This is a genomic window from Pseudomonas sp. ASL3, from assembly GCF_056680425.1.
Window position 1 is genome coordinate 2,718,752 of record NZ_CM155281.1, and the last position, 22,394, is coordinate 2,741,145.

Genomic DNA, 22,394 nt, shown 5'->3' on the forward strand with positions numbered 1-22,394 from the left:
ACCGGGTCCGAGATCCGCCACAGATTGCTGCATACAGAACTCATGTAGGAGCTGCCGAAGGCTGCGATCGACCGGGAACCGGTCGCGTTCTTGAGACCGCTAAAGGTCGTCCGGTCGAGCGCGGCCCCGGCCTTTCGCAGCCTTCGGCAGCTCCTACAGGGGCCGTGTTTGCTGCGCGATAGCGCGGAGACGGAGACGGGGCGGGATCTCCTACATGGAATGTGCTTACTGCCAGAGCGGATGGCTGAGCCAGCGCTTTCGCAGCGGGACGCGTAGTTGCAAGCCTGCTCCCACGCAGGCTGCACAGTAGGGTGCATATCCTCTGTGGGAGCAAGGCATACCGCGACCGTTACCAGGTCAGGACGGCACCCACGGCAAAGGTATCGGTGTTTTCGTTCTGGGCAGTGGTTTCGTGCCCCCTGATTTGGAACTGGTTGTACTCGACGACCAGTTTGAGGCTGTCATTGACGTCATGAAACAGCGCTATACCACGGGTGTCGTAATCGGCGCCGGTGCCAACCACGCCATTGCCATCGTCATTGGTCTTGCCGTACGACAGCGCCAGGCGGTTTTTGCCCAGTTTGTAGGAGCCCTGCAGCAAGTAGCCAACGCTGTCTACTTCACGCAGAGTCGCCTCGCCGGCGTTGTTGGTGAAGAACGGGTTGATACCCTTGGCCCGGAAACCCGAACCGGTCAGAGACAAGCCACCCATCTTCGCCTGAACCCCATAACCCAGCCCTTTCGACGTAACCGAATTCACGCTCGGATCGGTGTTGTCAGAGGTTTGATAGCTGCCGTTGACCCAGCTGTAAATTTTCGCCCCGGCCACATCGAACTGGTAAGTAACCTCGCTCTCGGTCCGCGGATTATTCTGGTAAGCCTTGCCCAGCGCGCTGCTGTTATTGGTGTCCACCGGGTCCATGATGCCCACCGCTACACGTAACCCATCCATGACCGGAGAGCGGTAGGTGATCTGAGAGGTGGGGAAAGGATAGGGATAGCCGCTGCCAATATTGCCGAAAGACACCCCGCCACCGTCTACCAGACCCAGGCTATCGCTGACCTGGCCATAGCCGGAGAGTAATTCGTCGAGCAGGATATTGGAGCGCGCAAACAGACCAAAGTCCTTACCGATCAGCACCTCGCCCCATCCCGCATTGGCGACTGTGCCGTAGAACTGGCGGACATCGATCGCTGTAGCAGTGCCATTGGTCTGGCTATCGTTAATAGTGACCCAGAACGACGCTCGTGCACCCAACTTCAGATCGTCCACTTGCTTGCTCATGTTGAAGCCGAGGTAGTTGGGCAAGAACCCCATTTTCACCCGGGCCTGACTACGATCGAACTGATCGCCCGGTCGGTCAACTTTGCTGTTCACGTAAAAGGTGTTGATGTAGCCATCGGTGGAGAATGTCGTTTGGTCCTTGTCGTATAGCATGATTTCAGCGTTGGCCAGTTGGCTCAAACTGAGGGTGGACAGGCCGGCAATGAACACCGGCAGGAATCGACGTTGATAATTCTTATTGTTGTGCATGGCGCGCTCCGCAACAGGGACGAGATGTCGGAGGCGATTATCAAAAGGTCTGGCGTCTAGCCATACACTGCCTTGGCTGCAATGTTTCAGTGCTTTAGGTCAGTGGGTATAACCAGTCAAATGCGGTGTAAGACCGTGCTAAAACGAGGAGCACAACTTAAGTACCGCACCTCGCGCCTAAATCACAGCAAGTGTCAGTACAACTCACCGATGCCACAAAAACAAAAACGCCCCGACTTGTCGGGGCGTTTGTTTTTGTGCGGATGACCTTGGATCAAATCGTTGAAAAATAAAGCATAAATTTTCAGCTTAACGCTGATCCCCTGTAGGAGCTGCCGAAGGCTGCGATCGACCGGGAACCGGTCGCTTTCTTGAGATCGCTGAAGGTCGTACCGACCTTATCGCAGCCTTCGGCAGCTCCTACAGGCCCCCAGTTTGCTGCGCGACAGCGCGGCGTCGAAGACGGGGTGGAATCTCCCACAGCTTCAATCTGCTTGCTGCCCGAGCAGATGGCTGATCGCGGTTTTCAGCTTCATGGGGCGCACCGGTTTGTGCATCAAGGTGTGGCCCAGCTCACGCATTTGCAACTTCAGTTCATTGCTGTAATTGGCAGTAATCATCAGCGCCGGCAAGGGTGAACCGCGCCGGGCGTTGATCGCGGCCACGGCATCGACGCCATTCTTGCCGTTGTCCAAGTGGTAATCGGCAATCAGCAGGTCGGCGTCGGCATGGTAGTTCTCCACCTGCCGGGCCAGGTCCTGCTCAGACAGCGCGGTCACCACCTGACAGCCCCAGCTTTCCAGCAGCGTGCGCATCCCCGCGCAAATCGCTGCATCGTTGTCGAGTACCCAAATCCGCGCCCCCCGCAGCCGTTCCAGCATCGGCTCGTTCATGTGCAACTGGACCTGCGCCTTGGGCGCGCTGAGGGTCACCGGTACCTCAATGGCGAACATCGAGCCCTTACCGGGCCAGGAGCGCACGCTGATCTTGTGCCCCAGTATTCCCGCGATCTTTTCGACGATCGCCAGCCCGAGACCCAGCCCGCGATCCTGATTCGGCCGTTGCACATCGCCGCGTTTGAACTCTTGAAAAATCTCCTCCAGCTTGTTCTCGGCAATGCCGATGCCAGTGTCCCAGACCTCGATGGACAGACGCTGGCGATGCCGACGGCAACCCAGTACCACGCGGCCTGTGGTGGTGTAGCGGATGGCATTGCTCAGCAAGTTGCGCAGAATCCGCGCCAACAACTGGATATCACTGCGTACCAGCACCGAACAGGGCACGAACTCCAGGCGCAAACCCTCGCTGCTGGCGATTTGTGAGTACTCGACGGCCAGGTTTTCCAGCAGTTCGCTCAGGGCAAACGGCGCAATATCGGCCTTGATCACCCCGGCATCGAGCTTGGAGATGTCCACCAGCGTGCCGAGCAAATTTTCCACGTCCTCCAGCGAATTGCTGACATTGCGCACCAGCATCGCGTTGGCCACCGGTTCGCGGCGCTCCAGCAAGGCGCTGGTAAACAGGCGAGCGGCGTTGAGCGGCTGAAGCAAGTCATGGCTGACGGCGGCCAGAAATTTGGTTTTCGACAGGTTGGCCTGCTCGGCGTCGAGCTTGGCTTCACGCAGGCGCGATTCCACACGAGTGCGTTCGTCGATCTCGCGCAGCAATTGACTGTTCAGGGTGGTCAGCTCGGTGGTGCGCTCACGGACTCGCTGTTCGAGGTTCTGATAGGCCTGGTGCAGCGCTTCGGCGGTGCGGCGACGCTCGGTGATATCGCGGATCAACACAAAAATGCCGACCACTTCGCCACTGGCCAGACGATTGGGCACATAGGAGCGCAGCATGTAGCGCTCCTGATTGTTGATGTTGGTCTCCGGGAATTCGAAGGTCACGCTCTCCCCCGAAAGCGCACGCTCGACATAGGTTTCAAGCCGCTGATAATGCTCTTCGCTGTGCACTTCCCGCAGGCTCTGTCCGAGCATCACGCCGCGCGGCCAGCAGTACCATTCTTCATACACCTTGTTGGTGAACTCATAGACCAGGTCGGCGTTCAGGTAGGCGATGAGCGCCGGTACATGGTCGGTGATCAGGCGAATCCAGCGCTCGCTCTCGCTGAGGGCTTCGGCATGCTGATAGCGTTCAGTGATGTCGGTGAAGGTGTTGACGAAACCGCCGGTAGGCAATGGATGCGTGCGAATTTCCAGCACCCGCCCGTCAAACAGCCGTTGCTCGCGTTCATGGATCACCCGACCGTTGGCGTCGCGACTGGCCGGCGTCAGTAGATTCAGCTCGCTGTCAGCAATTACCTCCGCGAAGGACCGATGCGCCGCGACCGGGGCCAGGCCACTCAATTCCAGAAAACGACGATTCCACAGTTCCAGGATCCCCTCGGCGTTGACCATCGCCACACCTTGGGACAGGTTATCGACAGCGCGCTGCAGCAGGTGCGACTTCTGCGCAACGGCCTGTTCGCGGCGAGCGGTTTCGCTGAGTTTGACCTCGGTGATGTCGGTAAACAGGATCACCCGTCCGCCCTCGCGGGTAGGCCGCTCGCTGACCTGCAACCAGCGGCCGTCGTTCAGACGATACAGCAGGTGTTGGTCGGCGCTGCAACGCGGTTCCTCGATGAACAGTCCGGTACTGGCCATCAGGCGCTTGACCTCGGCCAAACGCATGCCGCCGATGATCCGCACCCGGCTGTTGGCCCAGAACGCTTTGAAGCGGCTGTTGAACAGCACGATGCGCTGATCCTCATCGAACAGCACGAACGCATCGGAGATACTTTCGATGGCATCGACCAAGTGCTGATGCGCCGTTTCCGCGCGCAGGCGCGCCTCACTCAGGAGATGATTGCTGGCCTTGAGCTCTGCCATGGCGTGGTTCAACGCATCGGTGCGCTCCCTGACCTGCTCGGCCAGCACCACCGAATGCTGAAAGGCTGCATACGAGTCATTGCCCCGCGAAACACCGGATTCGACCCGCTCGATCAGCGCCGTGTTGATCCGCCGCAACTTTTGATTGTCCTGTTGCAGTTGCGCGATGTGCTCCAGCAACTCAGCGGGGGAAGGCTGCACGGTTCCGTCCGATGGCGACGCCGGTGAAGGTCTGGTTGATGTGCATGCCATTGAACTGCTCTCCGTAGGTGTTGAAACCTATCACCCGCTGCTCGCGCAGGAAGGCGCCGATCTGCTGGACGCTGCCGTCGTCTTCCAACTCCAGGCGCCGCAGGAAACAGTCGCAGCCGATGGTCAGCAACAACGAACCCAGACGCTCCTGCAAGCCGCCGAACAGCGCCTGCAGGTTAGGCAGCAAGGGGCCCGGCGTCATGGCCGTGAGCACGATGCCGTTCTCCACCGCGCAGTAAAAGCTGAGGCTCAGGTCATGGTTGACCTGTTGAATGGCCCTGACGTAGTACTGCTCGTTGATCCGCACGGCCAACGGGTGAGCGGCAAAAATCCGGTGATTGAGCTCTGCCACCGGCACGCCGATGATCTGCGCGTATTCCTCGGCCGCAGGCTCGGCATTGAGTTCGTAAACCCGCCGCATGGTGCTGTCCGCACGGGTGACCACCAGTTTTTCCGCACGCGGCAAAATGTGGTGAGTGGTGAAAACTTCGAAGTCCAGCCAGGTATTGACCAACAGCACCACGGCCGCGCCACTGTGGAATTTACCGCCGAAATAAACATGGGTATGGGTCAGGTAGTTGTCGTCTCCGGCAGAGCCGCCGAAGTGCGGGATATCGCCCAGGGCCGCACTCAACGCGGCGAGGACCATTTCCTCGCGGCTGGACAGACCGTCGAGCAGGGTCAGCGCGAAACTGTTGCCCTTGATCGGCGCCAGGGTGTTGCTGCGACAATCTCCGACCAGCCTTTCAACCATTTGCTGCGCGTCGATCAGGCTGAAGTGTTCCATTTCATCGATCAGCTCGGCAGCGATGGAAAAATGCCGATAATCAAACCCCACCGCTGTCACGCAGCCTCGGCCATAGCCGTCGGGGGTGATTTCCCCGGCACTGGTACAGCCCACCAGGCGGATCCCGCCGAAGTTCTGCTGCAACGCCGCGCCCAGCGCCTGTAAATCGTATTCGGCCGAACAGAAGAACAGCACAAAACCCAGATGCGGATGCAATAGCTGCCGCGCCAGCTCCTGTGCCACCTCATGCGCTTCGGTTGCCATCGACATCGCGCTCACTACGCCATCGGTCTGGGCTTGCTGCATATCGCCTCCCGCAAGTGCGCTGTCTGAGACACCAGTCTACGAAGACTGGAACCGGGCCCGTATCCTACTTGGGTAGCGGGTAGCCGCTCCGATGGGATGAGATCTCGACATTGAGGACCGTCACGGGCCAATGACCTGCTACGCTCGCAATGAATCGCCCCCCTGCTGATTGTTAATGATCCGCTGGCAGGCCGCCGGGCTGCTCGCTAAGCTGTCCCGTCGTAGCTGATATCAATATGGAATCCGTCATGCAGCTTTCGGATGCAATAGATGTTGTCTAGACTCACGGCCAATCGGCAGCCAATAAGAAGCTTGGGAGGGCTGGAAGCTGCCCGCAGCGTTGACCACGTCGACTCAGGGAGGGAAGCGTCCAACACTTTTACGCGCATTGATGCGAGGTATCGCTGGCCTGTATCCGGCTTTAGAACCGACGCCGGGCCGCTATTTGCAAAATCAAATTGAAATTGGAGGGAACCATGAGCAATATCGTCGTCGCCAGCGAGCCACCCGAGGCCATACATCTCGTGATCAAGGTGTATGCCTGCTTGCTCCTCGCAGGATTTGCGCTTATGCCGGCCTATCTGATTGGCTACCTGTTCTTCTTTCAGGACCCCACCCTTATATTCGAGGACCACACGTTCCATATAATTGCAATCACGGCAGCCACCCTGGAAGGCTTGTTTGTGACTTACGTAACGTGGCGCTGCTACCAGTCATCCGGAGAACCGCTGTTGCGATGGATGACGCTCGGCTTTCTCGGGTTTGTGCTGATCTACGCGCTGCATGGTGCGTTCACTGGGCTCGCACACCACAATCTCTGGCTGTTCCTGCTGTATGGACCAGCCTCCCGACTGGTCATGGCGATTCTGCTGTTAGTCGGACTGCTGTCATACCACCGCCCACCCGACGCCGCGGACCAACGCATGAAGCCCCGCCGGTGGTTGACCTGGATAGGTCTGTTCCTGCTGGTGGACCTGGCAGTGGCGTACGTCGCGAATTCGCCGATCGCCGGCAACCTCGCGGTGCGCCTCTCGATGGAAGGCGGTGCCCTCGTTCTTTCCACATTGAACGTGATAGTGCTCCTGCTGCGCCGTAACCGTTCGCCGCTGATGGTGATTTTCGCCATTTCGGTCACAGCGTTCGCGTTGTCATCCCTCGCCTTCATCCTCGGGCGTCCGTGGAACCACATGTGGTGGCTCGCTCATGCGATCTTCGCCGCTGGATTCTTCCTGTTGAGCTATGGGGTGGTGCAGGCGTTCCTTTCCACGCGGTCGTTCTCGACAATTTACAGCCAAGAGGAACTGATGGTGCGTCTTGCCGAGGCGATGGCGTATACCGAGACCGCACTGCAGGAGCTCCAGCGCACCAATCAAAAACTCGGGCACCTTGCGGCGACCGATCCACTGACGGGCGCGGACAATCGGCGTCGGTTCATCGAGCAGGTCGAAGGCGAGATTGGCCGGGTCGAGCGCGGCAGTGCGCCGTTCTCCGTACTGGCACTCGATCTGGACAATTTCAAGGCCATCAACGATCGCTTCGGGCATCAGGTTGGCGATGACATCCTCAAGGGGTTCGTGCAGAAATGCCTCGATTCGATCCGGCCGTATGACGGCGTTGCCCGAGTGGGCGGGGAAGAGTTCATGATACTGCTGCCTCAGACTTTACTCGAAGGCGCGCGCGAAATCGCCGAGCGCCTGCGAACCGAGGTTGCAAATACTGCCTTTGAGAGCGGCCTGCAGCGGCTAGCCGTGGTCACAGTGAGCATCGGCGTCTCGCAGTCCGGCCGCGACGGCGACACCATCGACGAGATTCTTCGTGTAGCCGATCAACGCCTGTATCACGCCAAACACCAAGGCCGTAACCGTGTGATCACAGCCATCAAAACCAGCCTCCAACCTCTACTCTGACCCAGGAGGGCGACTGCGATCATCCACACACCCTCCACGAGTTTGACCGCAAGACGCGGAGTGATCCCCACTCCGCCCCGCCCTAGACTTGTTCGCACCCACTTTGCACCAGGGCACGATCATGAGCACTCACATAGCCTCTTTCGAATCAGGGATGATTCCGCGAATAGCCGCACAAGACTGGCAGGCTATTCGCCGCGAACTGGAGCTGAATGGCTGTGCCGTCATGCCCAAGCTGTTGTCCCCCGAAGCGTGCACCCGCGTAGCGTCACTCTATGAGCAGAATGAACCCTTCCGCTCGCGGGTGGTGATGGCCAGACATGGCTTCGGCAAAGGTGAGTACCAGTATTTTGGTTATCCGCTGCCAACGCTGATCCAGGACCTGCGCGCCGCGATCTACCCGCATCTGGTGCCTATCGCCAACGACTGGAACCAACAGATGCAGATTCCTGTTCGTTTCCCGCTGGTGCACAAAGACTTTATCGAGCGCTGCCACGCCGCGGGCCAGAAGCGCCCTACCCCTTTGCTGCTCCAATACGGTCCTGGCGACTACAACTGCCTGCATCAAGACCTGTATGGCGAGCATGTTTTCCCTCTGCAAGTCGCCATTCTGTTATCGGCACCGGGCAAGGACTTTACAGGTGGTGAATTCGTCTTGACCGAGCAGCGACCTCGCATGCAATCCCGTCCGCAGGTAATTCCTCTCACCCAGTGTGATGCCGTGGTGTTCGCGGTCTCTGTTCGCCCGATACAGGGCACACGAGGCTTTTATCGGGTCAACATGCGCCACGGTGTCAGCCGCTTGCACTCGGGGCGCCGCCATACCCTCGGCGTCATTTTTCATGACGCGACCTGATACCCCCTGCATGCCGTCGCCAGACATCAGTGATGGCGGGGGAAACTTAACCTGCTCCCACAGTGGGTCCTGCACATCCAAAAATAATTATTTAAAACCAATGATTTAAAGGGTGTTTGATGAAAGATCCCGCCCCGTCTTCGACGCCGCGCTGTCGCGCAGCAAACTGGATCTCGATTCTGCCCGGAGGGTAGGAGCTGACTTGTCTGCGATAAGGGCCGAAGGACCTTCCAGCGGTGGTGAATTCACCATTTTTGCCAGCGCTTCGCACTGGATCGCAGACAAGTCAGCTCCTACAGGAGATCAGCGATTGGTTGAAAATTTCATAAAATTCATATTTATTTTTCAATGGATTACAGATTGTTTGATGGGAGGCCTCGCCGCGTCTTCGACGCCGCGCTGTCGCGCAGCAAACTTGGTGTTGGGTTCACCCTGAATCCCCGTGGGAGCGAATTCATTCGCGAAGGCGTCGGCACATCCAGCATCGTCGGCGCCTGATAGACCGTATTCGCGAATAAATTCGCTCCCACAGTTGATCCCGCATTCCAAAAAATAATCTTTTAAACCCAATGGTTTACAGGTTGTTTGATGGGAGGCCTCGCCGCGTCTTCGACGCCGCGCTGTCGCGCAGCAAACTGGGGCACGTCGTAGAATCGAAGCGCGCGCGGGGACCAAGACCGTAGCCATCACTGGTGTGTACGCACCCGCATGGGAGAGTGGTCCGCACGGTATCGGCGTGGAGTCGTTGTCGGCACAGCAAGCTGTGACCACGTATGAGAGAGTGAATCCATTCGCCACCGTGCTCCCCGCGCGCCCCTCAATCCTGCGAGGAATTGTCATGGCGCGCAAGAACCAGCAGAAACGTTTTGAAGTGGTTCACCCTCATTGTGCGGGTATCGATATTGGCAGTCGCGAGCATTGGGTGGGGGTCAACCCCGACCAGAGCGACACCCCTGTCCGCTCGTTTAAAACGTTCACCGACGAGTTGCTCGCATTAGCCGATTGGCTCGAAGCGTTGAAGATCAATGTCGTGGCCATGGAGGCAACCGGGGTCTACTGGATACCGCTGTTTGAAATCCTCGATGCACGGGGCTTCGAGGTGTATTTGGTGAACTCCCGCGCCACCCGCCAGACCTCCGGGCGCAAATCCGATGTGCTGGACTGCCAGTGGATTTGGCAGCTCATGACCCACGGCTTGCTCAGAGGCGCCTTTCGGCCCGCCGACGACATTTGCTCGATGCGCTCTCTGGTTCGCCAGCGCGCAATGAAAGTTCGCGATCAGGCCAAGAGCGTCAATCGCATGCAGAAAGCCTTGACCCAGATGAACATCCAGCTAGCCACTGTCATCAGTGACATCACCGGCCTGACGGGCAAGAAAATCCTCAACGCGATCATCGGCGGCGAGCGTGATCCGTACGTATTGGCCGGTTTTCGAAACGGTCACATCAAGGCCGATCATGAAACCATTGCCCGCAGCCTGCGCGGTAACTGGCGAACCGAGCATCTGCATGCCCTGGCTCAGGAAATGGCGACGCATGATTTTCTGGAACAGCAAATTGCCGAATGCGATCAGGCCATCGCTCACGCCATTGATCGACTGCCGGTATTGAACGATGAACCTCTGCCGCCGGCCAAGACACTGCGCAGCCCGCACCGCTCGTCAGCCGAGCAAGCCCGTTTGCACCGTGCGCTGGGAAAAATAATGGGCGTTGATTTGACCGCTATTCCCACCATCGGCGTCGAAACCGCTTTGGCACTGGCGAGCGAAATCGGGCCTGATTTATCGCGATTTCCCACGCAACAACACTTCTGTTCCTGGCTCGGCCTGGCACCTGCGACCCGGATATCCGGCGGCAGGCAGCTGCCTGGTAGTCCGCCAAAGGTCTCGAATCGAGCCGCGCAGGCCTTGAAGCAGGCCGCGTCCAACGCGCGCAACGACAAGAGCTTCATCGGCGCCAGCCATCGAGCCCGGTTGGCGCGCATGGATACCGCGTGCGCCATCAAAGCCACCGCGCATCAACTGGCCCGCCTGATCTACGTCATGTTGACCAAAGGCCAACCCTACGTGGAGCGAGGTATGGAAGCCTATGAAGCCGAGAGTCGACACCGTCAACTGCGTGCCCTGGAACGCAAGGCACACAAGCTTGGGATGCAGTTAGTTATGGCCAAATAAAAGGCATAAAAAACAATGCGTTATTTTTTGTTTGATGAGAGCAGGCTTGCAACTACGCGTCCCGCTGCGAAGGCGGCGATCAGGTTTCGGGCCGTTCAGCCGCCAACGCGGCTTCCACCAATTCCTGCGCGGTTTCCAGCAGATACGCGACGGCCACGACCATTTTTCGGTTGTTGGCGTCGAGTTGTTCGGCGGATTCGTAGGCAGTGGCGGCGGCGCAGTCGAGGATTTCGCTGGCGGTGGTCAGGGCTTCTTCGGCGCTGATGTGGCTGCGGACCAGGAACAGTCTGTCCGGGAGGTTATGTTGGGTGGCGCGAGAAGGACGTGGTGTGAATCGATTGCGGGGCGGGGTAGTGTTTGTCTGTGGTGGATCGGGGGTGATTTTGACCATGGTGGATCTCCTGACTTGATGGAGCCGCCATTACCGTGACCAAACGATAGGTGGCGAGCTGTACGCGGGTTGGTCAACCAGGAGTCAGGCACCCGGCGCACCCGAAGGTGCCCCACGCACAGCCCACCATGAAGCATTACCTCGGGCACAAAAAAAGCGCCTGAGATGCTGAGGTTGGCGCTCGTGCGCCTGACATTGGACGGGTGACCAAACCCGATCGCTGATTTTGCAGCGACCCGCGAAGGTTAGCGTCAGCCTTCATCGAGCGCAACCGACAGACGTTGCCCACAGGCGCTTCCATGTTAATAAGTCTGAGTCCTACGGTGGTAGAAGATTTGTCTGACATTGGCGAGGGAAAACTACGTAGCTGTGACCGGTCACTCACAGGGCGCCTCTCACCTTCTCGAACGTTGCTTCCCATGAAGAGATCATTCCTGGGCGCAACACTCGCCGCGCACCACCTTCGCCTTTCTATTCTCGGCTTTCAATTCAAGGAGCATGCATGCCAGTACTTGATCCAAACACGGTCATCTGGATTGTGGCCGCGCTGGCAATCTGTGGGGTGATCCTGCGCCCCTGGCATGTGCCGGAATATGTTTGGGCCCTCAGTGCGGCCGTGCTGTTGACCGGGCTCGGGTTTATTCCGCTCGACTCGGCCCTGGCCGCGATTGCCAAGGGCGGCGACGTCTACCTGTTTCTGATCGGCATGATGGTGCTCGCCGAACTGGCGCGTCAGGAAGGGCTCTTCGACTGGCTGGCCATGTATGCAGCGCAACATGCCCGGGGCTCGGGACAGCGATTGTTCGACCTGGTATTCCTGGTCGGTACGCTGGTGACGATCTTCCTCTCCAACGATGCCACCGCAGTCGTGCTCACCCCCGCTGTTTACGCCGCCGCCAAAGCGGCCAAGGCAGAGCCGCTGCCCTACCTGTTCGTGTGTGCGTTCATTGCCAACGCCGCGAGTTTTGTATTGCCCATCTCCAACCCTGCCAACCTGGTGGTTTTCGGCAGCCATATGCCGCCCTTGATCAGCTGGCTATGGCAATTCACCCTACCCTCCCTGGCGGCTATCGGCCTGACCTACGCCGTGCTGCGCTTCTGCCAGCGCGATCATCTTCGCAAACCGTTGGAAACGGTCATCGCGTTGCAACCACTGTCGAGCGGCGCACGCCTGACCGCGTTTGGCATTGTGCTAACTGCCGTGCTGTTGCTACTGGCGTCGGCGCTCGATCTGCAATTGGGGCTGCCGACTTTCTGCGCGGGTATCGCGACGGCGAGCCTTATCCACATGCGTCAGCGAATGAATCCAATGCCTGTACTCAGGGGTGTGTCCTGGGGGGTGTTGCCGCTGGTGGCGGGCTTGTTTGTATTGGTCGAGGGGCTGTCGCAAACCGGCGTCATCAATACCCTGGCACACGCACTGGCGTCGCTCGCCGAGCACTCCAGCCACCAGGCGACCTGGGGTGCCGGAATCATCGTGGCCATCGCGAGCAACCTGATCAACAACCTGCCGGCCGGCTTGATCGCCGGATCGACAGGCCATCTCGCTCACCTGCCCACGCCAACCACCAGTGCCCTGTTGATTGGCGTCGATCTTGGGCCCAACCTGTCGATCACCGGCTCCCTCGCCACCTTGCTCTGGCTTATCGCCGTGCGCCGCGAAGGTGAGCACGTGAGTGCCATCGACTTCCTGCGCCTGGGTATCCTGGTGATGCCGCCAGCCTTGATCGGCGCCCTGGCGGCGTTGTCGATCAGCGGGAGCTGATGCGCCGCCCGGGAAGGTCTGGCAGCACGAGTGCTATCAGCGCAGACGTGGCAAAATCCGCCGCAGCGTGTTGTCACGGACCCAATAGTGATGAAAAAGCCCGGCCGCGGCATGCAGTCCGATCAGCCAGTAACCGGCGCTGCCGATCAATTCATGCCAGTACTTCATTTGCCGCGCCAATGCGGGATCGACTGTGATCGGCGCAGGCAGCACGAAACCAAAATACGGTACAGGTTTATCCCCTGCCGCCAACATCAGCCAGCCGAGTATCGGCGTGGCGATCATCAGCGCGTAAAGCGCCAGATGCGTCAGGTGTGACAAGCCGGTCTGCCAGTTGGGAGGACGCGGCAAGATGGGTGGACTCGGTTGCAAGCGAGCCAACAATCGCACCCAGACCAGCGCGAAGATCGCCAGCCCGAACAGCACATGCAGCCCGACAAACAGGCCCCTTGATGCATCCCCTCGCGGTAAAAGCCCTTTGATTTGGATACAGCCATAGACACCGATAAACAGCGCCAGCATCAGCCAATGCAGGGTAATCGACAGTTTTCCATAACGCTGCGGCACTGCGCTGCGGTTCATAAGCGGACCTCGTAAATGTCGAGTGTGCTGCCCGAATATTTCAGGCGGCTATATAAAGCCTGAGTGATCCAACCATCACCTTGCAGGCCTGGGCATCTTGACTCTCCAGGCTTAAGCCAGTCTGAAGACCGCCAGCCGATCGCGCAAACGCATCTTCAGACACCGTTAAGACTTGCCGCCGACACTCCACCCCTTATGACCAAGGGAGGAGTCATCTCAATGCCCGGTTTCGACTGGAACATCCGTTTACCCCTGCATGTCGGAAACGCCGATGCGGCTCGCTGAGGCTCGGGTGGTCCTGACCGGCGCCAGCGGCGAGATCGGCCAGGCCATTGCCAGTGCACTGTGCGCCAGTGGCGCCACTGTGTTGGCTGTGGCTCGACACAAAGAGCCACTCGAACCGTTACTCGCGCATTATCCGCGCCACCTGCGCTGGGTGTCAGCTGACCTGACCACCCTCACTGACCGCCGTAAAGTGTTCGCGGCAGCCGAGGCGATGGGCGATGTGAACCTGCTGATCAATGCCGCCAGCATCAACCACTTCGCCATGCTCGAACAGTTGGATGACGCCGAAATTACCGCCATGCTGGCCTTGAACATCGGCGCCCCGATCTGCCTGACGCGTACCTTGTTGCCACTGTTGAAAGAAGCAAAAAGCGCCATGGTGGTCAATGTCGGCTCCACCTATGGCGCCATGGGCTACCCGGGTTACGCCAGCTATTGTGCAAGCAAGTTCGCCCTGCGCGGCTTCTCCGAAGCCCTGAATCGCGAGCTGGCCGATACTCGTGTCGGTGTTCTGTATGTGGCGCCCCGTACCGTTCGGACCTCCATGAGCAGCCCTGCGGCGCAACCCTTGAACGACGCCTTGAAATCAAACGTCGACGACCCGCAAACCGTCGCCCAGGCGGTTGTCCATGCGATTGCCGGTGATCGTCGCGATCTCTACCCGGGCTGGCCTGAACGCTTCTTCGTACGCCTGAACAGTCTCCTGCCTGATTGGGTAGACCTGTCCGGTCTGGGCATTGGAAAGCATCGACGGTAGTCTGTAGGCAAGAAACTTAACTGACAGGAGCCATCCGTGCGCCTACTGCTTATCGAGGACGACATCGCCCTCGGCGAAGGTGTTCATCAGGCCCTGATCCGAGAGGGTTACACCGTCGACTGGCTGAAAGATGGCAGCAGCGCGCTACATTCGCTGCTCAGCGAAACCTTTGATCTGGCCGTGCTCGACCTGGGGCTGCCACGAATGGATGGCCTCGAAGTGTTACGCCGCTTGCGCCAGAGTGGCTCGACACTGCCGATGTTGATCCTCACGGCACGCGATGCCACCGAAGACCGTATTGCCGGCCTGGACGCAGGCGCGGATGACTATCTGATCAAACCCTTCGATCTTGCTGAATTGAAAGCCCGCCTGCGCGCTCTGCTGCGCCGAAGTGCAGGTCGCGCACGGGTGTTGATCGAACATGCCGATATCAGTCTGGACCCGAGCACCCAGCAGGTGACCTACCATGGGGATGCGGTTGCGCTGACACCCAAGGAATACCAGCTGCTCTATGAACTGCTATCCCCTCCCGGACGCGTCATGACTCGCGAACGATTGATCCAGTCGCTTTACGGCTGGAATGAAGAGGCGGAAAGCAACACCCTCGAAGTGCATATCCATAATCTGCGCAAGAAATTCTCCTCTGGCTTGATCCGGACCATTCGTGGTGTGGGTTATCTGGTGGAAGAGCGCCGATGACGTCCATCAGACGGCGCACAATGACGCTGATCCTCGGCCTGTTGCTGATCGGCCTGCTGATCATGAGCCTCTTCAACCTGCATGACAGCAATCATGAAATTGCCGAGGTCTATGATGCCCAACTGGCCCAGAACGCTCGACTGCTGCAAGGCATCATGCGCATGCCGATGGCCAGTCAAGAGCATGCAGAGCTCTACCAGGCCTTTAACCTGGCACTCAGCCAGGCCTCGCCTAAAGTCAACGGTCATCCCTATGAGAGCAAGATCGCCTTTCAGGTATGGAATCAACAAGGCGAACGCCTCGTTTACACCGCCAGTGCCCCCACTTTTACTCAAGCTCCCTCCAACGCTGGCTTCAGCAGTTTCGTTGACCCGGAAAATCATCAATGGCGAACCTTCATTCTCGACGATGCACAGTACAACCTGCGCATCTGGGTCGGAGAGCGTGAAGATGTGCGACTCGAGCTGGTCGATCGCATCGTGCTGCATACCCTGTGGCCAAATCTGCTCGGCAGCCTGATCCTCGTTGCCGTGATCTGGCTGGCGATTGGTTGGGGGCTCAAGCCTCTGGCCCATCTGGCAGCGACCCTGCGCGCTCGCCACTCTGGCTCTCTGGCCCCTCTGCAAATCGAGCCGCTACCCAGCGAACTTGAACCCATGCAGGCAGCACTCAATCGCATGCTTGCGCAAATACAAGAGGTTCTCGGCCGGGAGCGGCGCTTCATTGCCGATGCGGCCCATGAAATGCGAACACCCTTGGCGGTACTTCGGGTGCATGCGCAAAACTTGTTGGAGGCAGGCACCGAGGAAGAACGGCGCGCGTCACTCGAGTATCTGATCGTCGGCGTGGATCGCACCAGCCGGCTGGTCAACCAATTGCTGACCATGGCCAGACTTGAACCTCAGGCGGTCGCCCCACCCCTGCAGGCCATCGACCTGGCGGCCACGGTGCGCGACAGCCTGATTCAACTGACCCCCTGGTTGCTGAGCAAGGGCCTTGAGCTGTCTTTCGATGTCAGTGATGCCCCTCACCTCATTGATACCGATCCCGCCGCCATTAACATCGCTCTGAATAACCTGGTGACTAATGCAGCGAACTTCTCACCGGAACACGGCTTGATCACGGTTCGTCTGACAGAAGTCGATGGCGTCTTCAAACTCGCTGTCGAAGATCAGGGACCAGGTATCGACGAGGCCGATCGAGAGCGGCTCTTCGAGCGTTTCTACAGTCGAGGCAATGCCCATGGCGCAGGGCTGGGATTGACCATCGTACAAACGATCGCCATCCGCCTGAGAGGTCGAGTCAGCCTGGAGAATCTTCCGGGCGGGGGGCTTTGTGCAACGCTGGAAATCCCTGTCAGCCGATAACAGCATCAGGAGGCTTGGCTGGATTTATCGGCTTTTTTGCCGACAGTGCCCAACTCGATCGGCGCCTTTATGTAGAACAAGGAAATATCCTCGGCCTCCAGGCGCTCGAACAAACGAACGCACTCTTGCTCGGTAATCGCCAGACGGATCTCGGTTGGCTGATCGGCAAGCTCAAAAAGGTGGGACGAATGCAGATGGCCTGTGTGCCCAAAACCCTCTATGCCGGCCGACAGCGTGGCGCCTCGCAGGCCTAGCTCTTTCGCCAGGTCGACGACCCAGTCACCCAGCATTTTTCCCTGATAGCGACGACTCTGCTGAGTAAAGAAAATCACCAGAAAACCGTTCATGATTAATCTCCTGTCAAACAACCTATAAGTCGTTGAAAAATAAATATAAATTTTATGCAATTTTCAACCAAACGCTGATCCCCTGTAGGAGCTGCCGAAGGCTGCGATCGACCGGAAACCGGTCGCGTTCTTGATACCGCTGAAGGTCGTACCGACCTTATCGCAGCCTTCGGCAGCTCCTACAGGGACCCAGTTTGCTGCGACAGCGCGGCGTCGAAGACGGGGCGACAAAGCAGCACGACGGTGATGACCCGTAATGATTTCAGCATAGCTGCCCACCTCATGACCGTTTCATGAAGGTTGCCCACAGGCCCCCACTTCCGGCACCAGGCGAATATCGACACGACGGTTCGCCGTGCGCCCGGCCTCGGTGTCATTGCCGGCGATCGGCTGGCTGGCTGCGAAACCCTGGACAGCAAAGCAACTGTCGGGGATGTCGCCCAGAGGATTTACACGCTGAGGAACAAGGCCGACGTCCACACCCTCGATTGATCACGCTGACGCGCGCAAATGAACAGCGGATGTTCGCGGCCCTTTTCCAGATTCAACCGGGCAAGGTCGATCTGTCCTAGCAGCTCACGGGGCAACGGCGCGGCCGTGGTCCTTTCGAGGGAGACTTTCAACTCGGCCCCCGGCAATGCTTCAATCACTTGCCCGTGCGCCAGCAATTCTTCACCCGTCAGCGCTATCACCACCGTAGGCGCATGCACATAAGGTTGTGGCTCTGATGGGTCGCCCACTTTGATGTAATTGTCGATGCGGCTGTTGATCTGGATGTTGGCTCCAGCCAACTGTGACAGGTCGATTTCGATGCTGTCGGTATCGCCATTGGTATCAGTGCGAAAGGCCAGCCCTGTGGCGTCCTTACGCCATACGGTCTGCTCGGGATGGTCGAGGCCAAAGGCACGAAAATCCTTGATCACCGCACCGGTGACACGAATCTCGCCAGTCCAGTAAGCACCGCGATAGCGATCCTTGATTCGGGCACCGCCCAGCCGCAGACGAATGCGTTGACTGGAGAACCCCAGCTCCTGATGCAGGTTACGCGACCAAATCAGCGTTTCACCATCGAACAGATCGACCTGCTCCCAGCCCGCCTCGCCCAGCAGCCGATAGTCGAGCGTGGCATCCGAATCGGCAGTGAAGACTTCGCCCATGAAGTGCTTGCCCTGACGCAGGCTGGCAAACGAACGCTCACCGGTCGTGGCAAAGGTGCGGCGCGCGCGAAGCGCCTTGCCGACGCTGGCACGATCAAAACCATCGGCTATGACGCCGGTCAGCCCACCACGAGAGCCGAACACGGCCGTGGCGGGAACACCGCCGCCGCAGCGCCCTTGATGCTCATCGCTGTTGGCCGCAGCGCCGACCCGATAACCACGCGCCAGCGCTTCGGCGTAAACCCAATGGAACTGGCCCCAGGCCGAGCCGACTTCGATCAACCGCTCCAGCTCCGGATGGTGCCAGTCGAGGTTGCAGCGTCGCCCGCCCACATGCGGCATCATCAGGTGGCCTTCGGGATCCTTGGCGTACGCCGCGTACAGCTCATCCACCGGCCAGGCGCCCGGTTTAATGGTGCCCGCGGTGAACTCGTTCCATTCGAAAGAACGGACCAGCCGACCTTGATTGTCAAAGGGGAACTCCGGTTTTCGGTCATGCAGGAACACCACGTTACGGTCGCCGCCCGCGCAAGAGTTTCCGCACCATTCAGTGCCGGGGTAGCAGACGAACCGGCCAGGCTCGTTCAGTTCATGAATCAGCTTGACCGCCTGATCCCAGCGCTGCTCGGTGATGTTGAAGTCGTTGGCGGTGTAGCCGAGCACATCGAGCCCGGCGACGTCGCGACCGTAGCTGAGGTTGTACAGGGTGTCGTTGGTGCCCACCGTGTCGTCGGAATGCACATGCAGGTCGGCGTACAGCGGACGCAATGCCTTTCCTGCCTGATCGACGGTGACGAACGCCTGAGCCGTGCTCACAAATGGCGCGTCAACCTTGGCCGACAGGCGCCATTCACCCAGCGCATCCAGTTCGAGACCGCTCAAACGAGTGATCGCCCATCCTTCGGCGGCCAAGGTAAACGGCTGGTGACGCTCGATCCCTTCAGGGTCGACAAGGGTCAGGAGGCCCGTCAGTGGCAGGTTGCGGCAGGTATTGCCCCAGGCATCGTCGACCCTGAGCAGCACGTCGAATGCTTCACTCGCACTGACCAACCGAGGCACGATCACCTGCACCGTCTGCGGCGGGCCCGGCACGATATTCAGCAAGGGATCTCCTGGTACTTCAGCAAATTTCGAACTGCCCAGTGGGTCGATGAACAGACGGAAGCGGAACTCTTTTTCAACAAAACTCTGCACCCGTGTCCCCGCACCGCCCTGCCGACGATCCCCCAGGCGAATAGTGATTTTATCGCCCGGGTTCAGGTAGCCGTCGATGATGTCGATGATGATCGCTTTCTGAAACGGTCGCTCATGGCCCTTCTGGTCGAACCGCACTTTCAGGTGTTGCACCGTGGCCTGGCTCTGACCGGGCGCCAGTTCGCCAGCCTGATATTCGGCGCTGACATAGTTGGGTCCGGTCGGGTTCGAGGTCTGGAACAGCGCCCAGTCAGAGTAGAACTTGAACGCCAGCTTCAACCAGGCGCCATCGGCCAGACCGCTGCCGCCGACCTCATAGACCAGGGTGATTTCATCCCATTGGCCGGCGATCAGGGTGTCACGGTCGCAGCTGATACTGCCCAGGAACGGGCGTTTCTTGTTTCGTTCGTACAGGCCTTGCGGAGCAATATAATGCCCGGCTTCGCGGGGATCGAAAGCGTTACTCACATGACACCTCGGTAGTGGTCCACTGAAGGTTTGGGGTGGTTCGAAAGAAAATCCGCAGACTCATTGCACTCGCCATTTCTGGTAGTGCCGCTCGATGCGCCTGAACACAAAGCTTTCCATCAGCCAGGCAATCAGCCCGATCAGAACAATGCCCAGCAACACCTGGCTGCTGTTGCCGATCTGGCCGCCCATCGACACCATCCAGCCGATGCCTTGCGACGCCCCGATCATTTCCGCAGCGACCAGCGCCCTCCAGCCTTGGCTGAAGCCGATGCGCAAAGCAGCCGTCACGAAGGGCAACGAGGCTGGCAAATAGACGTGGGCCAGCAACTGCCAGGGATTGGCGCCCAAGGTGCGGGCCGCGCGGACTTCACCGCCACCAATGCTCTGCACGCCCTCCTGAATGGTTACCGCCATGGGAAACACCGCCGCGATGAAGATCACCAGCACGATGGCGAAATAGCCCAAGCCAAAAACGATCATGATCAACGGCGCCCAGGCGATGGGCGGGATGGCCATGAACAGGCTGTTGAGCGGCGAGACGAAATCGCGAAAACGCCGGGACAGACCACCGGCAGTGCCCAGCAGAATCGCGACGATCACTGCAGCGCAGAAACCACCGACCTCTTCCAGAACGCTGGCTCTGACTTGCAGCCAGAGGGAACCATCACCCAGCCAGCGAACAGCCTCGCGGGCGACATCCCAGGGCTGGGGCAGGACGTAGGTCGGAAAGCGGCTGGCCAGCGCCATCCATATCAGTAGCAGGAATGGCAACGACGCCCATCCCCAGTTCAGTTTTGGCAGGGACATGACAGACTCAGCGCGAGGCTTTTTCCAGGTAGGAGGTGTCCACGATCTGTTCGGTCTTGAGCGTGGTATCGATAAAACCCAGGTCGTGGGAGTCATTCATCAAGCGCTGGATGAACTGAATGTCAGAAGGCTGCAAGTCAGCCGACCAGCCCAGTCGCGTGCGTGCCTGAGCAACGATCGCTTCCGGGGCGATGGTCTGGCCGTCCGTTCCCTGTATCGGCTCAAGCTTGAACGCCTCGGCGATGATCCGGTTCGACTCGGCGGGATGCTCGTTGAGGAAAGCGATGGCCTTGCGGTGCGCGCGCAGCAGTTTCACCACGTCGTCCGGCCGCTCCTGCAAGGTTTTGGGCAGCGCGATGACCACGTACCACGGGTATTGGGGTAGCGCCTGGTTCACATCGAGCAGGATCCGGCTCGACCCGCGCAGCAACGCCTGGCTGACAAAGGGCTCCCAGGAAAACGCGGCGTCGACGATCCCTCGATCCAGCGCCGCATTCATATTGCCCGGTGGCATATCGATGATGTCCAGGTCCTTGTCAGGATTGAGCCCAGCCTTTTCCTTCAGCACATAACCGCGCAACAACACGTCCATGCCACTGCCTTTCTTGACGCCCGCCAGTTTCTTGCCCTTGAGCTCGTCGAGGTGGGTGATCGGGCTGTTGCTGTTGACGATGACCGCGGCCTGACCGTAGTTGACCTTGGCCAGAATCCGGCTTTGCAAGCCCCGTGAAAACCATTGATACACCGGTGGCGTACCGACATACGCAACATCCAGTTCACCCGCCGCCAGCGCCTGCTGAATCACCGGACCATCGCCCAACGCCTTGAGGTCTACAGTCAGGCCCTCTTCGCGGTAAAAACCTTGCTTGTCGGCAATCAATGCCGGGGCGTTGGCCATGGCGAAGACATAACCCACACGCAGCGGTTTCTCATCGTCGGCCATGGCAAACGTGCTGCTTGCCGCTGCGGCAACAGACAATGAAAGGGCAAGCAGCGTACGTTTAATCATGCGATCAACTCAGGTTGGCGGGTGGGCAAAACGACAGCGCTGGACGTTTCCATGACTTGGGAAATGCGCTCCATCAGCTCATTGCGATAGTCCAGAAAGGCCGGCAAGCGGCGAGTCTTCAGATTAAAGCGAGGGCGCGGCAGAGTGATCTTCAGCTCGCTATGGATACCACCGGGGGCGATGTTCAAGACAATGACGCGATCTGCCAGAAACACCGCTTCGTCGATATCGTGGGTGATAAACAGCACCGTCTGACCCAGCTCGGCCCAGATCCGCAGGGTTTCTTCATTCATGCTGTTGCGACTGATGGCGTCCAGCGCAGCGAACGGCTCGTCCATCAGCAATACGCTGGGTTCGAGCGCCAGAGTCCTGGCCAGTGAGACCCGCTGCTGCATGCCGCCGGACAGCTGATGCGGCAAGCGCTGCGCGGCATGCTCCAGCCCGACCAGACGCAGGTAGCGCAGGGCTTGGGCGTGCTGCTCCAGTTCGCTGGTTTCAGCGGCCATTCGCAAACCGAAACGGACGTTTTCCAAGGCGCTCAACCAGGGAAACAGCTGTGGCGACTGAAACACGTAGCCCAGCTCCGAACGCTCCGGTCGCACGGCGGTCTGGTTGATGCGGACCTGACCGCTCTCGGGTTGCTGAAAACCTGACAACAGGTTCAGCAGTGTGGTTTTCCCGCAACCGGACGGGCCCAGAATCGCGACGAACTCTCCAGGCCTGGCGTTCAGGCTGAACGAGGAAAATACGCGATGCCCATTGGGGTAGCTGAAACTGATGTCATCGACCGTCAGTGCGTCAGCTTGCTGATGTGTATAAGGATTGGTTTCAGGCATGGCAAGTGAGGTCAGGTCGTTTACAATGGGAATACCTGA

17 protein-coding genes and 1 pseudogene are annotated in these 22,394 nt (G+C 59.0%); 7 read left to right on the forward strand and 11 right to left on the reverse strand.

Annotated features, from left to right (window positions below):
- Positions 1–349: 349 nt before the first annotated feature.
- From AC1MEE_RS12510 to nosP, 3 genes are all read right to left on the reverse strand, one after another.
- Entirely contained in the window at positions 350–1,534 is a 1,185-nt protein-coding gene (locus AC1MEE_RS12510; protein ID WP_480415639.1) for a porin, read from the reverse strand.
- A gap of 485 nt (positions 1,535–2,019) precedes the next feature.
- The gene (gene nahK / locus AC1MEE_RS12515) at positions 2,020–4,659 is read right to left on the reverse strand and encodes a hybrid sensor histidine kinase/response regulator NahK/ErcS' (protein ID WP_480415640.1); all 2,640 of its coding nucleotides are present in this window, start codon (positions 4,657–4,659) and stop codon (positions 2,020–2,022) included.
- Entirely contained in the window at positions 4,589–5,752 is a 1,164-nt protein-coding gene (gene nosP / locus AC1MEE_RS12520) for a nitric oxide-sensing protein NosP (RefSeq protein WP_480415641.1), read from the reverse strand. Before nosP ends, nahK begins: the two co-directional genes overlap by 71 nt.
- 476 nt (positions 5,753–6,228) lie before the next feature.
- Here nosP and AC1MEE_RS12525 point away from each other — a divergent pair, with 476 nt between their 5' ends.
- The 3 genes from AC1MEE_RS12525 to AC1MEE_RS12535 all read left to right on the forward strand — a co-directional run bounded on the left by AC1MEE_RS12525 (position 6,229) and on the right by AC1MEE_RS12535 (position 10,688).
- Positions 6,229–7,659 carry a GGDEF domain-containing protein gene (locus tag AC1MEE_RS12525; protein ID WP_480415642.1) on the forward strand — a complete coding sequence of 477 codons (1,431 nt, stop codon included), beginning with the start codon at positions 6,229–6,231 and terminating at the stop codon, positions 7,657–7,659.
- A 154-nt stretch (positions 7,660–7,813) separates the two neighbouring features.
- Positions 7,814–8,515, forward strand: coding sequence for a 2OG-Fe(II) oxygenase (locus tag AC1MEE_RS12530; protein ID WP_480416223.1), 702 nt, complete (start codon positions 7,814–7,816; stop codon positions 8,513–8,515).
- Positions 8,516–9,353: 838 nt separating this feature from the next.
- Positions 9,354–10,688, forward strand: coding sequence for an IS110 family RNA-guided transposase (locus AC1MEE_RS12535; protein ID WP_480410955.1), 1,335 nt, complete (start codon positions 9,354–9,356; stop codon positions 10,686–10,688).
- 79 nt (positions 10,689–10,767) lie between these two features.
- Here the strand turns inward: AC1MEE_RS12535 and AC1MEE_RS12540 are convergent, their stop codons facing one another.
- Complete coding sequence (locus AC1MEE_RS12540) at positions 10,768–11,079, reverse strand: DUF6124 family protein (protein ID WP_480415643.1); 312 nt, start codon at positions 11,077–11,079, stop codon at positions 10,768–10,770.
- A gap of 502 nt (positions 11,080–11,581) precedes the next feature.
- Between AC1MEE_RS12540 and AC1MEE_RS12545 the strand changes: the two genes are divergently transcribed.
- Positions 11,582–12,844, forward strand: a complete 1,263-nt coding sequence (locus tag AC1MEE_RS12545) for an arsenic transporter (protein ID WP_480415644.1) — start codon at positions 11,582–11,584, stop codon at positions 12,842–12,844.
- 36 nt (positions 12,845–12,880) lie between these two features.
- On the opposite strand, the gene AC1MEE_RS12550 is transcribed toward AC1MEE_RS12545, so the two are convergent.
- Positions 12,881–13,426 carry a cytochrome b gene (locus tag AC1MEE_RS12550; protein ID WP_480415645.1) on the reverse strand — a complete coding sequence of 182 codons (546 nt, stop codon included), beginning with the start codon at positions 13,424–13,426 and terminating at the stop codon, positions 12,881–12,883.
- 271 nt (positions 13,427–13,697) lie between these two features.
- Between AC1MEE_RS12550 and AC1MEE_RS12555 the strand changes: the two genes are divergently transcribed.
- From AC1MEE_RS12555 to AC1MEE_RS12565, 3 genes are read left to right on the forward strand one after another with little or no spacing between them, the layout of a single operon-like run.
- Entirely contained in the window at positions 13,698–14,468 is a 771-nt protein-coding gene (locus AC1MEE_RS12555; RefSeq protein WP_480415646.1) for an SDR family oxidoreductase, read from the forward strand.
- 36 nt (positions 14,469–14,504) lie between these two features.
- Positions 14,505–15,167 carry a response regulator gene (locus AC1MEE_RS12560; RefSeq protein WP_480415647.1) on the forward strand — a complete coding sequence of 221 codons (663 nt, stop codon included), beginning with the start codon at positions 14,505–14,507 and terminating at the stop codon, positions 15,165–15,167.
- Positions 15,164–16,534 carry a sensor histidine kinase gene (locus tag AC1MEE_RS12565; RefSeq protein WP_480415648.1) on the forward strand — a complete coding sequence of 457 codons (1,371 nt, stop codon included), beginning with the start codon at positions 15,164–15,166 and terminating at the stop codon, positions 16,532–16,534. The genes AC1MEE_RS12560 and AC1MEE_RS12565 overlap by 4 nt, the downstream gene beginning before the upstream one ends.
- A 5-nt stretch (positions 16,535–16,539) precedes the next feature.
- Here the strand turns inward: AC1MEE_RS12565 and AC1MEE_RS12570 are convergent, their stop codons facing one another.
- From AC1MEE_RS12570 to AC1MEE_RS12595, 6 genes and pseudogenes are all read right to left on the reverse strand, one after another.
- Entirely contained in the window at positions 16,540–16,881 is a 342-nt protein-coding gene (locus AC1MEE_RS12570) for a DUF190 domain-containing protein (protein ID WP_480415649.1), read from the reverse strand.
- A 291-nt stretch (positions 16,882–17,172) separates the two neighbouring features.
- Positions 17,173–17,325, reverse strand: a pseudogene (locus AC1MEE_RS12575) (OmpA family protein); the annotation flags it as partial.
- Positions 17,326–17,330: 5 nt separating this feature from the next.
- Complete coding sequence (locus tag AC1MEE_RS12580) at positions 17,331–19,700, reverse strand: CehA/McbA family metallohydrolase domain-containing protein (protein WP_480415650.1); 2,370 nt, start codon at positions 19,698–19,700, stop codon at positions 17,331–17,333.
- 60 nt (positions 19,701–19,760) lie between these two features.
- Positions 19,761–20,510: an ABC transporter permease gene (locus AC1MEE_RS12585; RefSeq protein ID WP_480415651.1), complete on the reverse strand. Its 750-nt coding sequence runs from the start codon at positions 20,508–20,510 to the stop codon at positions 19,761–19,763.
- 7 nt (positions 20,511–20,517) lie between these two features.
- Positions 20,518–21,519, reverse strand: a complete 1,002-nt coding sequence (locus AC1MEE_RS12590) for an ABC transporter substrate-binding protein (protein ID WP_480415652.1) — start codon at positions 21,517–21,519, stop codon at positions 20,518–20,520.
- Positions 21,516–22,355, reverse strand: coding sequence for an ABC transporter ATP-binding protein (locus AC1MEE_RS12595; protein ID WP_480415653.1), 840 nt, complete (start codon positions 22,353–22,355; stop codon positions 21,516–21,518). Before AC1MEE_RS12595 ends, AC1MEE_RS12590 begins: the two co-directional genes overlap by 4 nt.
- Positions 22,356–22,394 lie beyond the last annotated feature (39 nt).

Coding starts and splice junctions, on each gene's coding strand:
- AC1MEE_RS12510 (WP_480415639.1), bottom strand. CDS start 1,534: ATGCACAACAATAAGAATTATCAACGTCGATTCCTGCCGGTGTTCATT.
- nahK (WP_480415640.1), bottom strand. CDS start 4,659: ATGGCATGCACATCAACCAGACCTTCACCGGCGTCGCCATCGGACGGA.
- nosP (WP_480415641.1), bottom strand. CDS start 5,752: ATGCAGCAAGCCCAGACCGATGGCGTAGTGAGCGCGATGTCGATGGCA.
- AC1MEE_RS12525 (WP_480415642.1), top strand. CDS start 6,229: ATGAGCAATATCGTCGTCGCCAGCGAGCCACCCGAGGCCATACATCTC.
- AC1MEE_RS12530 (WP_480416223.1), top strand. CDS start 7,814: ATGATTCCGCGAATAGCCGCACAAGACTGGCAGGCTATTCGCCGCGAA.
- AC1MEE_RS12535 (WP_480410955.1), top strand. CDS start 9,354: ATGGCGCGCAAGAACCAGCAGAAACGTTTTGAAGTGGTTCACCCTCAT.
- AC1MEE_RS12540 (WP_480415643.1), bottom strand. CDS start 11,079: ATGGTCAAAATCACCCCCGATCCACCACAGACAAACACTACCCCGCCC.
- AC1MEE_RS12545 (WP_480415644.1), top strand. CDS start 11,582: ATGCCAGTACTTGATCCAAACACGGTCATCTGGATTGTGGCCGCGCTG.
- AC1MEE_RS12550 (WP_480415645.1), bottom strand. CDS start 13,426: ATGAACCGCAGCGCAGTGCCGCAGCGTTATGGAAAACTGTCGATTACC.
- AC1MEE_RS12555 (WP_480415646.1), top strand. CDS start 13,698: ATGCGGCTCGCTGAGGCTCGGGTGGTCCTGACCGGCGCCAGCGGCGAG.
- AC1MEE_RS12565 (WP_480415648.1), top strand. CDS start 15,164: ATGACGTCCATCAGACGGCGCACAATGACGCTGATCCTCGGCCTGTTG.
- AC1MEE_RS12570 (WP_480415649.1), bottom strand. CDS start 16,881: ATGAACGGTTTTCTGGTGATTTTCTTTACTCAGCAGAGTCGTCGCTAT.
- AC1MEE_RS12585 (WP_480415651.1), bottom strand. CDS start 20,510: ATGTCCCTGCCAAAACTGAACTGGGGATGGGCGTCGTTGCCATTCCTG.
- AC1MEE_RS12590 (WP_480415652.1), bottom strand. CDS start 21,519: ATGATTAAACGTACGCTGCTTGCCCTTTCATTGTCTGTTGCCGCAGCG.
- AC1MEE_RS12595 (WP_480415653.1), bottom strand. CDS start 22,355: ATGCCTGAAACCAATCCTTATACACATCAGCAAGCTGACGCACTGACG.